The 14379-nt window shown below is 71.9% G+C and carries 14 protein-coding genes; 9 read left to right on the forward strand and 5 right to left on the reverse strand.

What is annotated here, in order from left to right; all coding sequences use genetic code 11:
- The first annotated feature begins 11 nt into the window (after positions 1 to 11).
- Both AB0I91_RS08360 and AB0I91_RS08365 read left to right on the forward strand, forming a co-directional pair.
- Positions 12 to 836 carry a WXG100 family type VII secretion target gene (locus AB0I91_RS08360; RefSeq protein ID WP_499608590.1) on the forward strand — a complete coding sequence of 275 codons (825 nt, stop codon included), beginning with the start codon at positions 12 to 14 and terminating at the stop codon, positions 834 to 836.
- Complete coding sequence (locus AB0I91_RS08365; RefSeq protein WP_498782752.1) at positions 836 to 1435, forward strand: hypothetical protein; 600 nt, start codon at positions 836 to 838, stop codon at positions 1433 to 1435. The genes AB0I91_RS08360 and AB0I91_RS08365 overlap by 1 nt, the downstream gene beginning before the upstream one ends.
- Here AB0I91_RS08365 and hemQ read toward each other — a convergent pair.
- From hemQ to hemE, 3 genes are read right to left on the reverse strand one after another with little or no spacing between them, the layout of a single operon-like run.
- Positions 1419 to 2111 carry a hydrogen peroxide-dependent heme synthase gene (hemQ, locus tag AB0I91_RS08370; RefSeq protein ID WP_498782754.1) on the reverse strand — a complete coding sequence of 231 codons (693 nt, stop codon included), beginning with the start codon at positions 2109 to 2111 and terminating at the stop codon, positions 1419 to 1421. The two genes, AB0I91_RS08365 and hemQ, sit on opposite strands and share 17 nt — an antisense overlap.
- A gap of 16 nt (positions 2112 to 2127) precedes the next feature.
- A complete protein-coding gene (gene hemG / locus AB0I91_RS08375; protein ID WP_499636056.1) occupies positions 2128 to 3546 on the reverse strand; it encodes a protoporphyrinogen oxidase in 1419 nt (472 codons plus the stop codon).
- Complete coding sequence (hemE, locus tag AB0I91_RS08380; RefSeq protein WP_498782758.1) at positions 3543 to 4595, reverse strand: uroporphyrinogen decarboxylase; 1053 nt, start codon at positions 4593 to 4595, stop codon at positions 3543 to 3545. The genes hemG and hemE overlap by 4 nt, the downstream gene beginning before the upstream one ends.
- A 97-nt stretch (positions 4596 to 4692) precedes the next feature.
- On the opposite strand from hemE, the gene AB0I91_RS08385 reads away from it, so the two are divergent.
- The gene (locus tag AB0I91_RS08385) at positions 4693 to 5229 is read left to right on the forward strand and encodes a DUF3000 domain-containing protein (protein ID WP_498782760.1); all 537 of its coding nucleotides are present in this window, start codon (positions 4693 to 4695) and stop codon (positions 5227 to 5229) included.
- 75 nt (positions 5230 to 5304) lie between these two features.
- Here AB0I91_RS08385 and AB0I91_RS08390 read toward each other — a convergent pair whose 3' ends face one another.
- The gene (locus AB0I91_RS08390) at positions 5305 to 6468 is read right to left on the reverse strand and encodes a dipeptidase (protein WP_499636059.1); all 1164 of its coding nucleotides are present in this window, start codon (positions 6466 to 6468) and stop codon (positions 5305 to 5307) included.
- Positions 6469 to 6722: 254 nt separating this feature from the next.
- Between AB0I91_RS08390 and AB0I91_RS08395 the strand changes: the two genes are divergently transcribed.
- Together AB0I91_RS08395 and AB0I91_RS08400 are read left to right on the forward strand one after the other, a co-directional pair.
- A complete protein-coding gene (locus AB0I91_RS08395; protein WP_053718177.1) occupies positions 6723 to 7439 on the forward strand; it encodes a response regulator in 717 nt (238 codons plus the stop codon).
- Between the two features lie 67 nt (positions 7440 to 7506).
- Positions 7507 to 8754 (forward strand): HRDC domain-containing protein, encoded by a 1248-nt coding sequence (locus AB0I91_RS08400; protein WP_498782763.1) that lies wholly within the window; start codon positions 7507 to 7509, stop codon positions 8752 to 8754.
- 76 nt (positions 8755 to 8830) lie between these two features.
- On the opposite strand, the gene AB0I91_RS08405 is transcribed toward AB0I91_RS08400, so the two are convergent.
- The gene (locus tag AB0I91_RS08405) at positions 8831 to 9478 is read right to left on the reverse strand and encodes a MerR family transcriptional regulator (protein ID WP_498782765.1); all 648 of its coding nucleotides are present in this window, start codon (positions 9476 to 9478) and stop codon (positions 8831 to 8833) included.
- A 92-nt stretch (positions 9479 to 9570) separates the two neighbouring features.
- Between AB0I91_RS08405 and AB0I91_RS08410 the strand changes: the two genes are divergently transcribed.
- The 4 genes from AB0I91_RS08410 (at position 9571) to AB0I91_RS08425 (ending at position 14334) form a co-directional block, all read left to right on the forward strand.
- Positions 9571 to 10476: a hypothetical protein gene (locus AB0I91_RS08410; RefSeq protein ID WP_499636062.1), complete on the forward strand. Its 906-nt coding sequence runs from the start codon at positions 9571 to 9573 to the stop codon at positions 10474 to 10476.
- Positions 10473 to 10922 carry an ABA4-like family protein gene (locus tag AB0I91_RS08415; RefSeq protein WP_499636064.1) on the forward strand — a complete coding sequence of 150 codons (450 nt, stop codon included), beginning with the start codon at positions 10473 to 10475 and terminating at the stop codon, positions 10920 to 10922. Before AB0I91_RS08410 ends, AB0I91_RS08415 begins: the two co-directional genes overlap by 4 nt.
- Before the next feature lie 83 nt (positions 10923 to 11005).
- Positions 11006 to 12226 carry a thiolase family protein gene (locus tag AB0I91_RS08420; RefSeq protein ID WP_498782771.1) on the forward strand — a complete coding sequence of 407 codons (1221 nt, stop codon included), beginning with the start codon at positions 11006 to 11008 and terminating at the stop codon, positions 12224 to 12226.
- Positions 12223 to 14334 carry a 3-hydroxyacyl-CoA dehydrogenase NAD-binding domain-containing protein gene (locus AB0I91_RS08425; RefSeq protein ID WP_499636066.1) on the forward strand — a complete coding sequence of 704 codons (2112 nt, stop codon included), beginning with the start codon at positions 12223 to 12225 and terminating at the stop codon, positions 14332 to 14334. Before AB0I91_RS08420 ends, AB0I91_RS08425 begins: the two co-directional genes overlap by 4 nt.
- Positions 14335 to 14379: the final 45 nt, after the last annotated feature.

A 14379-nucleotide genomic window follows, 5' to 3' on the forward strand; every position in this document is an offset into this window, starting at 1 on the left:
AAGGTGGGCGGATGAGTCCCAGCACGACCGTCGAGGTCAACAACAAGATCGAGACTTTCCTGAACGGCTGCCCCGGCCCGGTCCAGGGCATCATCCGGCCGCTGCTCAACCCGTTCCTGGAAGCCATCGACTGGGTCGCGGGCGATCCGGACGACCTGATCCGCGCGGCCGACGCGTGGGAGAAGGCCGCCACCGACATCCGCGCGATCGTGTCGGACGAGGCGAGCGCGCGGCAGGCCGTCAGCGGCGTGTGGCAGGGCCCGGCGGCGGACAAGTTCAACGGCAGGCTGACCGAGATCGAGGAGCAGATCGACCAGCTCGCCCAGAACGTGCAGGACACGTCCGGGATGCTGGTCGAGGCCGCCAAGGGCTGCGTCGACTCGGCGAACCTGATCATCGACCTCGTGATCGACCTGATCATGATGCTGGTGACCGACCTGCTGGTCAGCCTCGCGCTCTCGGTGGTCAGCTTCGGCGCGTCGCTGGCCGCCGGCGCCGCCGCGGCCGCCGCCAAGGCCGCGGCCACCCTCGGCAAGGTCTTCAAGATCGTGAAGAAGCTGGCCGACCTGCTGATGAAGCTCTCGAACATGCTGCGCAAGCTGGCCGAGGCCGCCAAGGCGTACAAGGCGGGCCTGAAGGCGATCAAGGCGCTGAAGAAGGCCGCGGGCACGTTCAGCAAGGAAGGCATCGCGCTCGGCGTGGCCAAGTCGATCTACACCGCGCCGGTGCGCATCCCGCTGGGCCAGGTGCTGGGCGAATCGGTGCCCGGCGGACCGGCGGGCGGACTGTTCAACATGGGCAAGGACGTCTACAACTACGCCACCGACGACGACTGATGCCACTGGTCGACGACCTCAAGGTGTGGGGGGACGACGCGCGGCGCGTGCTCGCCCCCGGTGAGGCCCTGCTCGCGATCACGTCCGTGGGCGTGGCCTACGGCGCGCGCGGCGGGGCCGAACCGGACTTCTGGACCACGCCGGCGGGTCGGGTCGCCGACCGGGTGAACCGGGCCGTGCCGGAGCCGAAGGGCTGGGTCGGCAAGGCGTTGGCCGGCGTCGGCGGGGTGGCGTTCGCGTCGCCGTCGCTCGACCTGCCGGCCGACTTCCCGGAGAGCTGGATCGGCGGGCGCACGTGCTACGGCCCGGCCGGGTCGTCGGCCAGGCAGCTCGAAGCGGTCGTCACCGGGCACAGCTTCTTCGCCGTGACGTCGCAGCGGGTCGTCGTCCTGGTCGCCGCCGACGACCGGATGAGCGTGGCCTGGGCGGCGCCGCGCGACGTCGTGGCGGCGGCCAGGCGCCGTCCCCGGCTCCTCGCGCGGGGACGGTTCGGCCTGGTGTTCCGGGACGGCTCGTGGATCGTGCTCGGCACGTTCGGCGCGCACGTCGGCAGCGCCCACGCCAAGCGCGTCGTCGCCGCCCTTACGGCAGGTTCGTGACCAGCTCGGCGGCCGGCACGCGGGTGCCGGTGTAGAACGGCACCTCCTCGCGCACGTGGAGACGAGCCTCCGTGCCGCGCAGGTGCCGCATGAGGTCGACGATGCGGTGCAGCTCGTCGGCCTCGAACGCCAGCATCCACTCGTAGTCGCCCAGCGCGAACGACGCGACCGTGTTCGCCCGCACGTCCGGGTAGTCGCGCGCCTCCTTGCCGTGGTCGGCGAGCATGCGGCGGCGGTCCTCGTCCGGCAGCAGGTACCACTCGTAGGACCGCACGAACGGGTATACGCACACGTACTTGCGCGCTTCCTCGCCCGCCAGGAAGGCCGGGATGTGGCTGCGGTTGAACTCGGCGGGCCGGTGCAGCGCGACCTGGCTCCACACCGGGGTGGACACCCGGCCGACGGCGGTGCGGCGGAACCCCGTGTAGGCCTGCTGGACCTGCTCGATCTCCTCGGCGTGCCACCAGATCATGTAGTCGGCGTCCGCGCGCAGGCCCGCCACGTCGTACACACCGCGCACCACGACGCCCTTGGACTCCAGGCCGTCCAGGTACTCCTGCGCCTCGGAGGCCGCCGGACCGCGGTCGTCGGGCAGGCGACCGGGCTCGACCCGGAAGACCGACCACATGGTGTAGCGGATGGTGTCGTTGAGTTCGTTGTAGTTCAGGCGGGCCATGGCCCAATCCTCTCACTCACCCGGCGCGGGGCAGCACGTGAGCGGCGACACGCGCGGCGGCGGCGTCCCCGGTCGCGATGCACGCGGGGATGCCGACACCGTGCAGCGTGGCGCCCGCCACGGCCAGGCCGGGCACCGCGTCGACCGCGTCCTCGATGCCTTGGACGACGTCGAGGTGGCCGACGCCGTACTGGGGCAGGCCGCCGCCCCAGCGGGTGACCACGGCGTCGATCGGCTGGGCGGTGACGCCGGTGAGCTGCCGCAGGTCGTGCCGGACGGCCGCGATCAGCTCGTCGTCGTCGCGCTGCAACAGGTGCGCCTCGCCGTGCCTGCCGACGCTGCCGCGCACCAGCACCGGCTCGCCGGCCAGGTGCGCCCACTTGCGGCTGGAGAAGGTGAACGCCTTCGCGGTGAACGGCACGCCGTCGGCGGCCCGCTCGTCCTCCGCCAGCAGCACGCCGGACCGCTCGGGCAGCTCGGTGCCGGGCGGCAGGGCCAGCGCCACCACCGCCATCGACGCCAGCTCGACCTCGGCGTAGCGGCGGGCCGCGGCGGGCGCGACGTCGGCGAGCAGCTTGCGCGCGGCGGGCGCGGGCACGGCGAGCACCACGCCGTCCACGTCCAGGTGCCGCGGCGCGGCGGCGGAGCCGATCTCCAGCCGCCACCCGTGCTCGCGGCGGATCAGGGCGCGCACCGGCAGGCCGAACCTGATCTCGGCCGCGGACGCCTCGGCGAGGCGGTCGACCAACGTCGACAGGCCATCGCGCAGCGTGCCGAAGACCGGCGGTCGGGTGACACTCGGCTGGGGTGGCGCGGGAATCGTGGTCGCGGCGGCGGCCAGCAGCGAACCGACGCCCGAGTCGAGCGCGCGGGCGAGCTGCGGCATGGTCGCGCGCAGCCCGAGCACGTCGGTGCGACCGGCGTAGACACCGCCGAGCAGCGGCCCGACCAGGCGGTCTCCCACCTCGGGGCCGAACCGCTCGCGCAGCAGCGCGCCCACGGACACGTCCGCGCCGTCCAGCCGGATCGGCGGCAGGTCGGGTTCGGCGGCGACCCGGCGCAGGCCCTCGTGCGACAACACCTGGCGCACGGCGTCGACCGACGCGGGGACACCCATCAGGGTTTGCGCGGGGATGGGCCGGGTGTCGCCGGCGGCGTGGATGCTCGCGGCGACCTTCGCCGGGTGCACCAGCTGGTCGGCCAGGCCCAGTTCGGCGACCAGCCCGGTGGCCTCGGGGCGGCGGTTCAGGAACGCCTCCGCGCCCACGTCGTAGGCGCGCCCGCCGACCTCGGCGGTGCGCAGCTTGCCGCCGAGCCGGTCGGACTGCTCCAGCACGGTGATCCCGGCCCGAGGACCGAGCTGGTGGCGCAGCCGGTGCGCGGCGGCGAGGCCGGAGATCCCGCCCCCGACCACCGCCACTCGCAGCGCTCTCATGCGGCTCGGTGCACCAGCTCGACGGCCCGGGTGATCACGTCCGGGTCGGTGTCGGGCAGCACCCCGTGGCCGAGGTTGAAGATGTGCCCGGCGGCGGCCCGGCCCTCGTGCTTGATCCGCTCGATCTCGCGTTCCAGCGCGGGCAGGCCCGCGAACAGCAGCGCGGGGTCGAGGTTGCCCTGGACCACCGGCTTCGGCAGGTCCGGCGCGGCCCGCACCAGCCGCTCGACCGCCACGTCCAGCGGCGTGCGCCAGTCGACGCCGACCACGTCCGCGCCCGCCTCGCGCATCGCCGGCAGCAGCTCGCCCGTGCCGACGCCGAAGTGGATGCGCGGCACGCCGCTCACGCTCTGCAGCACCCTCGCCGAGTGCGGCAGGACGAACTCGCGGTAGTCGCGCTCGGACAGCGCGCCCGCCCACGAGTCGAACAGCTGGACCGCCTTCACGCCCGCGCGCACCTGCACCCGCAGGAACTCGGCGGTGATGCCCGCCAGCCGGTCCAGCAACGCGTGCCACAGGTGCGGGTCGCCGTGCATGAGCGCCTTGGTGCGCTCGTGGTTCTTGCTCGGGCCGCCTTCGACCAGGTACGAGGCCAGCGTGAACGGCGCGCCGGCGAAGCCGATCAGCGGCACGTTCCCGAGCCGGGCGTTGAGCAGCCCGATCGCGTCGGCCACCGGGCGCACCTGCTCCTCGTGCAGCTGCGGGATGGCCTTGACGTCGGACTCGGTCGAGATCGGCTTGGCCACCACCGGCCCGGTGCCCGGCACGATGTCCAGGTCGACGCCCGCGGCCTTCAGCGGCACGACGATGTCGGAGAACAGGATCGCGCCGTCCACGTCGTGGCGGCGCACCGGCTGGAGGGTGATCTCGCAGACCATCTCCGGGTCCATGCAGGCGTCCAGCATGGCGGTGCCTTCGCGCAGCTTGCGGTACTCCGGCAGGGAGCGACCCGCCTGGCGCATGAACCAGACCGGGGTGCGTGACGGCCTGCCGCCGCGCGCGGCGACGAGCAACGGGGCTTCGGTGATGTCGTTCATCTCGCCCTCCATGCTCCCACGGGCCGGGTGGTGGGCGTCTTGGGGCGGCGTCTCCAGGCACGGCGTGCCGCGCTCACGTTCCGAGGTTTAGGGGCCTACAGTCCGTGGTGTGACGGAGCCCGAACTGTTCCAGCGGGCGGTGGCGACGCTCCGGTCGGTGCGAACCCGACCCGAGCTGGAGTTGACCGAGGTGCGCCCGCCGCAACGGCTTGCGCCTTGGGCCTTCGCGTTGACCGCAGAGGTGACCGGGCCCGCCGACGAGCTGTCCTCCGGACGGCTCGTGCTGCTGCACGACCCGGACGGGGTCGAGGCGTGGTCGGGCGTGTTCCGGCTGGTCGCCTACGTGCGGGTGGAGCTGGACCCGGAACTGGCCGCCGACCCGCTGCTGCCCGAGGTCGGGTGGTCGTGGCTGGTGGAGGCGCTGGAGGTGGCCGGGGCGGAGTTCCTGGCGCTGGGCGGGACCGTCACGCAGACCTCGTCGGCCCGGTTCGGCGACATCGCGGGCCCCGCCCGCACCGACGACCTGGAACTGCGCGCCTCCTGGACCGCCCGCACCGCCGACCTGGTGGCCCACGGCACCGCGTTCTACGACGTCATGGCCACCGCCGTGGGCCTGCCCCCGGTGGGCGTGAGCACCCTTCGCTGACCCGCGCTTCCGCCCCTACCGGGCCTGCCCCCGGTCGGCGTGCCGACCTTGCGCCGATGCCGGCAGCGAGGCGGGTCAGTCGTTGGCGCGGAGGACCCGCAGGGCGTTGAGACCGGCGAGTTTGGCGCAGTCGTCCTCGCTCCACCCGCGATCCAGCAGGGCGCCGATCAGGTCCGGGTAGCAGGAGACGTCCTCCATGCCCTCCGGCAGGCTGCGCGTCCCGTCGTAGTCGCCGCCCAGGCCGATGTGGTCGATACCGGCCACCTCACGGGCGTGATCCAGGTGGGCAAGGACGTCGTCCATGGTCACGCGCGGTGTCGGGCCGGCGGCCGGCCAGGTGTCCGCGAACCGGTTGCGGGCGTCGAGGTCGTTGTGGTTCTCCCCCGCCGCCTCCATCGCGTCCTTCAGCCGGCCGTCCCAGTCGACGTAGGCCTGCGACAGGAACTGCGGCACGAACGTCACCATGCACACACCGTCGTTGTCCCGCAGCCGCGCGAGCACGTCGTCCGGCACGTTGCGGGGGTGGTCGGCGACGGCGCGGCACGACGAGTGGCTGAACAGCACCGGCCGCGTCGAGACCTCCAGGGCGTCGCGCATGGTGGACGGCGCCACGTGCGACAGGTCGACCATCATCCCGATGCGGTTCATCTCGCGCACCACGTCGCGCCCGAAGTCGGTCAGCCCGCCGTGCACGGGCTGGTCCGTGGCCGAATCCGCCCACGGCGTGTTCTCGTTGTGAGTGAGCGTCATGTACCGGACGCCGAGCCGCCGCAACGCGCGCAGCACGCCGAGCGAGCCGTTGACGCTGTGTCCGCCCTCCGCGCCGATCAGGGAGGCTATCCGCCCGTCCCGGAAGGCCCGTTCAGCCTCGTCGGCGGTGGTCGCGATGCGCAGGTGGTCGGGGTAGCGCGCGGCGAGGTCGTGCACCAGCTCGACCTGCTCCACCACGGCGGTGACGGCTGCGTCGCCCGCCAGTTGGCAGGGCACCCAGACGGACCAGAACTGCATGCCCAACCGGCCGTCGCGCGCCCGGACCAGATCGGTCTGCAGGGCGGGCTGCCGGACCGCCAGGTCGACTATCGAGACGGCCGAGGCCGGATCGCCGGCTGTTGACTTTTCACCGAATTCACCCTCGGCGACCAAGGCGCGCAGGGCCCACGGCAGGTCGTTGTGCCCGTCGACGAGGGGCACCCGGGCCAGCAGTTCCTCGGCCCGGCCTCGACCTGTGGTGCTCGCCACCCGCAACTCCTTGATGTCGTCGTGAGAACCGCTCGCGTTACGTGCCCGATCGAGTTGTCAGCCGATCGTGTGACAGCGGGGGCCATCAGTGACAACTCATTCGGGATAGATACCCGATTGATCGTCCCGTAGACCCGCTTGGGCGGCTACGCTGCCCCAGACGACACCACTTTCGGTCGATCAGTGGCGCGGCTGATTGGACGAAAGTCCCGGTGCCGGTCGGGGGGCACGACCGACTCCAGGGAGGTAGTGACGTGGCTGCCGTCGGCTTAGGTCAGGCCGTTCGTACCACGCCAGCCGGCACGTTGCCGGCGAACATGGTCCCGCACCCGCGGGAGGAGCTTTTTTCAGTGCTGGTGGTCGACGACCACCCACTGCTGAGGGAGGCGATATCGGCTCGGCTCACCCAGATGGGAGCCGGGACAGTGCATGAGGCGGCTTCGGTTGCGGAGGCTCGGGCGCGGGCACTCGCTACCGGACCGTGCGACCTCGCGATCCTCGATCTGGGTCTGCCGGATGGCACCGGCATCGACCTGGTCACGGAACTCCGTGCCCAGGGCTGGCCCCGCATCGTGGTCCTCGCGTCCTCCGACGACCCCTACGCGGTCAGGTCGGCCTTCCAGGCAGGCGCCCAGGCGTACCTGCTGAAGTCCGCCTCGCCGATGGTGGTCACCGACGGGGTGCGCAGGGTCCTCGACGGCGGCGTCTACGCAGACCCGAGCGTCGCGCCCGTGCTTGCCGCGGGCACGAGGGTGCCGGGCACCGACAACACGCCGCGGGAGCTCTCCGCGCGTGAGGTCGAGGTCCTCCAGCTGGTCGCCGATGGCCAGAGCAACAAGGAAATCGGCGAGGCGCTCAGCCTTTCCGCGCTCACGGTGAAGTCTCACCTGTCGCGGATCGGACGCAAGCTGGGCACCGGGGATCGGGCTCAGATGGTGGCGCTGGCCATGCGTGCCGGCGTGATCCGCTGAGCAGGTCGGCACACTGAACCGGCCGAACACACCCGCGAGTGGTGCGTTCGTCGTAGGGTCTTCCGCCGTGGACGTACCCTCCGACGAGCCAACCGAACCAACCGGTGCTGATCCGGTGCCGCTGGTGGAACCCGCTGACGGCGTTCCGCCTGTCGTCGCCGACGCACCGTCGCTCCGGCGTGCCGCTGATGCGCTCGCCGGAGCGACGGGTCCGGTTGCGGTGGACACCGAGCGAGCCTCGGGATACCGCTACTCGCAACGCGCTTACCTGGTGCAACTGCGCCGGGAAGGCGCCGGGACCGTGCTGGTCGACCCGATCGCCCTCGGCGGTCGGCTCGATCCGCTGGTCGAGGCGCTGGACGGGACCGAGTGGGTGTTGCACGCGGCGTCGCAAGACCTGCCGTGCCTCGCCGAACTCGGGCTGCGTCCGAGCGTGTTGTTCGACACCGAGCTGGCGGGCAGGCTGGCCGGCTTCGAACGGGTGGCGCTGGGCACGCTCGTCGAGCGGTTGTTGGGCTACCGGTTGGAGAAGGGGCACGGCGCGGCCGACTGGTCGCGCCGCCCCCTTCCCGCCGATTGGCTGAACTACGCCGCCCTCGACGTCGAACTGCTGGTCGAGCTGCGTGACGTGCTCGAGCAGGAGCTCAAGCGGCAGGGGAAGCTGGAGTGGGCGCTCGAGGAGTTCGAGGCGGCCCGCACGGCGCCCCTGCCGCGTCCGCGCGCCGAACCGTGGCGGCGCACGTCGGGCATCCACCGGATCCGCAGCCCGCGACAATTGGCCGCGGTGCGGGCGTTGTGGGAGGCGCGTGACGCGCTGGCCCGTGAGCGCGACATCGCGCCGGGTCGGGTGCTGCCGGACGCCGCGCTGGTCGACGCCGCGGTGAAGAACCCCTCCGACGAGGCGGCGCTGCTGGCGCTGCCCGTGTTCCGCGGACGTGCGCAACGGCGCATGGTGGGCGTGTGGCTGGGCGCGCTGCAACGCGCCGCCGCACTGCCCCGCAACGAGCTGCCGGAGCCGTCGCAGCAGCACGACGGCCCGCCGCCGGCCAACCGCTGGGCGGACAAGGACCCGGTCGCGGCGGCACGTCTGGCGGCCGCCAGGACCGCCCTGACGGCCGTGGCCGAGGCGAACACCCTGCCGGTGGAGAACCTGCTGCTGCCCGACCTGGTGCGGCGCACGTGCTGGCAGCCGCCGGCGGACGTCTCCCCCGAGGGCGTGGCCGCGGCGCTGCGCGAGGGCGGCGCCCGAACCTGGCAGATCGCCCTGACCGCCGACGCCCTCTCCGAGGCCCTGACCCCGACCCCCGAGCCCTGACCCCGCGCGTGTCCTACCTCCAGGGCCCGCGTGTCCGACGTTCAGGACGCGGGACCTGGAGGTTCGACCCGCGAGGTCAGGTGTCGGAGCACGGTTGGGCGGGGGTTTCCTCGGCCTGGCGCACGCCGGAGAGCTCACGTCGGGCCAGCGCGCGCACGGCCGCCATGGCCGCGTCACCCAGCACGGTCCCCACGACGACGCTCTCCAGCGCCTCGTCCTTCGTCCCCGCGCCGAGCGCGTAGCCCAGGTCGGCCTCGGCCAACGGCCGGGCGGCGGCGGCGAACCCGTCGAGCAGGTCCGCGAACCGCTCGTGCCCGACCTCGCGCGCCGTCGCCAGCACGCCCACCAGCGCCTTGAACGCGTACGACGTGGGCCGGCACACCCACCCCTGCCGCTCCAGGAACGCCCGCACCTGCTCGTGCGCCACCTCGTCGTCCGCGCCGAGGTCCGGCGGCGCCACCGCGGCCGAGATCGTGCCCATCGCCTTGTGCAGGGACTTCTCCGGGTCGTCCAACGCGCCGAGCACCTCGCGCACGGCCGCGATCGACAGCCCGCCCAGCTCCACCATCGCCCGGACGAGCCGCAGCCGGTGCAGGTGGTCGTCGGAGTACCTGGCCTGGTTCGGACTGGTCAGCTCACCGGCCGGGAGCAGCCCTTCCCGCAGGTAGTACTTGATCGTCGCCACGGGCACGCCGCTGCGACGGCTCAACTCGGCGATGCGCATCGGGCACGACCCCTTCCTGAGACGAACCTCAGCATGGATACTGTAGCTATCCGATAGTAGAAAGTGCTGCTATCCATCTTTAGGAGTCGTCCATGACCCGCATCCTGCGCTGGCACCCGCCGCTGATGCTCTTCTCCCTGCTCATGGCCGCCATGACGGCCGTCTCACTGGTCGGCCTGGTCGCCGACGACCGGATTCTGGTGGGGTCGCCGATCTGGTTCAAGCCGTTCAAGTTCGCCGTGTCCCTCGGCCTCTACGCCGTCACGCTGGCCTGGATGCTCACCCTCGTCACGAGGTTCCGCCGGGTCGGCTGGTGGGCCGGTACGGTCATCGCGCTCGCCTCCGCCGCCGAGATGGCGGTCATCGTGGGCCAGGTGCTGCGGGGCGCCCGAAGCCACTTCAACGTCGGCACCCCGTTCGACCAACTGCTGTGGGACATCATGACCTACAGCATCCTGACGCTCTGGATCATGCACGCGGTGATCGCCGCGGCCTTGCTGATCACCAGGTTCAGCGACCGCGCGACCGGGCTCTCCATCCGGCTCGGCCTGCTCCTCGCGCTCGTCGGCCTCGGTCTCGGCACCCTCATGACCAAGCCGGCACCCGGCCAGGACGACGACGCCGGGATCGTGGGCGCGCACAGCGTCGGCGTGCCCGACGGCGGCCCCTACATGCCGCTGACCGGCTGGAGCACCGAGGGCGGCGACCTCCGCGTGCCGCACTTCGTCGGCATCCACGCCCTGCAGGTCATCCCGCTGGCCGTGGCCCTGTTCGGCCGGCGCGCGACCCCGAAGCTCGCCTGGGGCCTGACCATCGCCTACGCGGGCCTGATGGCCCTGGTCACGTGGCAGGCGCTGCGCGGCCAGCCGCTGCTGCGCCCCGACCTGCTCACCGCGCTGGGCGCGCTGGCCGTGGCGACCTGGACCGCCGCGGTGATCGCGAGGACCCTGCGCACGACCGACACGACCGACGACCAGAAGGAGGTCGTGCGAGCATGACCGGGTTCCTCTTCCAGATCACGTTCTGGCTCACCGTCCCGTTCTGGGGCCTGATGATCTTCGCCCCGCACGCCGCCCTGACGAGCCGGATCGTCTCGTCCCCGTTGATCGCGGTGCCGCCGCTGGCCGTCTACACGGGCATGGTCGCCGGGCACCTGCCGCAGCTGTGGGCGACGATGAGCAGTCCGGACCTGGACACGCTGAAAGAGTTCCTGGCCACGTCCTGGGGCGCCTCGGCGGTCTGGGCGCAGGTGATCGCGTGGGACCTGCTGATCGGCGCGTGGATGTACCGGGAGGGCCGCCGCCTGGGGCTGCACCCGCTGCTCATGGGCCCGCTGCTGGCGCTCACGATCGTCCTGTCCCCGTTCGGGTTCGGGCTGTTCCTGGCCATCCGGGCCTTCTGTGACCGACCCGACAGGGCGACCACGGTGGTTACCGGCCAGTAACAGGGGCTAGAGTTGTGTTACCGATCGGTAGGAGTCGCGCCCGACCGCTCGGGCGAATCGTCACCACAAGCGGAGGAGACGCCGTGGCCGCACCAGAAGCGCCGGCACGCGTTCGGAACGTGGTCTTCGTGGACGGCGTGCGCACGCCGTTCGGCAAGGCCGGCCCCAAGGGAATCTTCGCGGAGACCCGTGCCGACGACCTGGTCGTCAAGGTGATCCGCGAGCTGCTGCGCCGCCACCCCGGGCTGCCGCCGGAGCGGGTCGACGAGGTGGCCATCGCCGCCACCACGCAGATCGGCGACCAGGGCCTGACCATCGGCCGCACCGCCGCGCTGCTCGCGGGCCTGCCCAAGTCGGTGCCCGGCTACGCCATCGACCGCATGTGCGCGGGCGCGATGACGGCGGTGACGACGTCGGCCAGCGGCATCGCGTTCGGCGCGTACGACGTCGTGATCGCGGGCGGCGTGGAGCACATGGGCCGCCACCCGATGGGCGAGGGCGTCGACCCCAACCCGCGGTTCCTGTCCGACAAGATCGTCGACCCGTCCGCGCTCGTCATGGGCTCGACGGCGGAGAACCTGCACGACCGGTTCCCGGCCATCACCAAGGAGCGCACGGACGCGTTCGCGGCGGCCTCGCAGGCCAAGTACGCCGACGCGGTGAAGAACGGCAAGATCGGCCCGGAGCTGGTGCCGGTCGCGACCCGGTCCGCCGAGCACGGCTGGGGCCTGGCCACCGCCGACGAGCCGCCCCGTCCCGGCACCACGGTCGAGGACCTGGCCAAGCTGAAGACGCCGTTCCGCCCGCACGGCCGGGTCACCGCGGGCAACGCGGCCGGCCTGAACGACGGCGCGACCGGCTGCATCCTGGCCGAGGAGGAGACCGCGCGCGAGCTCGGCCTGCCGGTCGGCATGCGCCTGGTCGGCTACTCGTTCATGGGCGTCGAGCCCGAGGTCATGGGCGTCGGCCCGGTGCCGGCCACCGAGAAGGCGTTGAAGCGGGCGGGCCTGTCCATCGAGGACATCGGCCTGTTCGAGATCAACGAGGCGTTCGCCGTGCAGGTGCTCGCCTTCCTCGACCACTTCGGCATCGCCGACGACGACCCGCGGGTCAACCAGTGGGGCGGCGCGATCGCCACCGGCCACCCGCTGGCGTCCTCGGGCGTGCGCCTGATGACCCAGCTGTCGCGGCAGTTCGCCGAGCGCCCCGACGTGCGCTACGGCATCACCACCATGTGCATCGGCATCGGCATGGGCGGGACCGTCATCTGGGAGAACCCGCACTGGAACGGAGAGTCGAAGTGACCACGTTGACCGCCGACGAGGCCAAGGCCCTGTTCCCCGACGAGGTCGTGACCCACGCCCGCACCCGGCTCGTGTCCGTGCCCGGGCTGGACGGCCAGGTCGCCGTCATCACCATCGACAACGGCCACGACCACACCCGGCCGTCCACGTTCGGCCCGCAGTCGCTGGTGAGCCTGAGCCAGGCGTTCGACGAGGCCGCGGCGGCGTCGCCGGTCGCGATCGCGGTCACCGGCAAGCCGTTCGTCTTCGCCGTGGGCGCGGACCTGACGGCCGTCGAGGGCGCCTCCGAGCGCTCGCAGGCCGTGACGATCGGTCAGCTGGGCCACGACGTGTTCCGCAAGTTCACCGAGTCGTCCGTGCCGACCTTCGCGTTCGTCAACGGCGCGGTGATGGGCGGCGGCCTGGAGCTGGCGCTGTCGTGCCACTACCGGACGCTGGCGTCCAACGCGGCGGCCATCGCGCTGCCCGAGGTGTTCCTCGGCCTGTTCCCGGGCTGGGGCGGCACGCAGCTGCTGCCGAACCTGATCGGCGCGAACGACGCGGTCACCGTGATCTTCGAGAACGCGTTGAACCAGAACAAGATGCTCAACCCGAAGCAGGCGCTCGACCTGGGCATCGCGGACGTGCTGTTCGACTCGGCGGACTACCTGGAGCAGTCGCTGCTGTGGCTGGCTTCCGTGGTGCGCGGCGACGTCGTGCCCGCTCGCCGTGAGATCGACCGCGGTGAGGGCTGGGACGCGGCCGTGGCGCGGGCTCGCGCGATCGTCGACGGCAAGACCAAGGGCGCGGCGCCGGGTGCGCTGAAGGCGTTGGAGCTGCTGGAACTGGCCCGTGCCAACGATCTGGACGCGGGCTACGCGGCGGAGACCGAGGCGCTGGCGGACGTCGTGATGAGCGACGAGCTGCGGGCCGGGCTGTACTCGTTCAACCTGGTGCAGAAGCGGGCCAAGCGGCCGGCCGGCGCGCCGGACAAGTCGTTGGCGCGCAAGGTCACCAAGGTCGGCATCGTCGGTGCGGGCCTGATGGCGTCGCAGATGGCGCTGCTGTTCGCGCGGCGGCTGGAGGTGCCGGTGGTGCTCACCGACATCGACCAGGCGCGGGTGGACAAGGGCGTCGGGTACGTGCACGGCGAGATCGACAAGCTGCTCGGCAAGAAGCGCGTGTCGGCGGACAAGGCGAACCGGCTCAAGGCGCTGGTGAGCGGTTCGCTGGACAAGGCCGCGTTCGCGGACGCGGACTTCGTCATCGAGGCCGTGTTCGAGGACCTGGGCGTGAAGCAGAAGGTGTTCGCCGAGGTCGAGGAGCACGTCTCGGCGGAGGCCGTGCTGGCGACCAACACGTCGTCGCTGTCGATCACCGAGATGGCGTCGGGCCTCAAGCACCCCGAGCGGGTCGTGGGCTTCCACTTCTTCAACCCGGTCGCGATCATGCCGCTGCTGGAGATCGTGCGCGCCGGGCAGACCGACGACGCGACGCTCGCGACCGCGTTCGCGGTGGGCAAGCAGCTGAAGAAGTCGTCCGTGCTGGTGAAGGACGCCCCGGCGTTCGTGGTGAACCGGCTGCTGACCCGGTTCATGGGCGAGGTCGTGAAGTCGATCGACGAGGGCACGCCGTTCGAGGTGGCGGACAAGGCCACCGAGCCGCTGGGCCTGCCGATGTCGCCGCTGATCCTGCTGCAGCTCGTCGGCCCCGCCGTCGCGCTGCACGTGGCGGAGACGATGAACGCCGCCTTCCCCGACCGCTTCGGCGTGTCGGAGAACATGAAGGCGTTCGTGAAGGCCGGCAAGACCGCCGTGTACCAGTGGGATTCGGCGGGCAAGCAGAGCGTCGACCCCGAGGTGCAGGCCTTGTGGGCGTTCGGTGACAAGCCGCTGACCGGTGACGAGGTCTTCGCGCGTGCGCTGGAGGCGTTGGCCGAGGAGATCCGGATCATGCTCGACGAGGGCGTGGTGGCGGAGGCGCAGGACATCGACCTGTGCATGATCCTGGGCGCCGGCTGGCCGTTCTGGCTGGGCGGCATCACCCCCTACCTGGACCGTTCGGGCATCTCGGAGAAGGTGACGGGCAAGCGCTTCCTGGCGCCCGGCGTCGCCTCCGTGCCTGCCTAGAACCCCCAGTCCCCTGCGCCCCGGTTGCTCTCGCAGCCGGGGCGC

It is taken from the genome of Actinosynnema sp. NPDC049800 (assembly GCF_040656635.1).
Classification (GTDB): domain Bacteria; phylum Actinomycetota; class Actinomycetes; order Mycobacteriales; family Pseudonocardiaceae; genus Actinosynnema.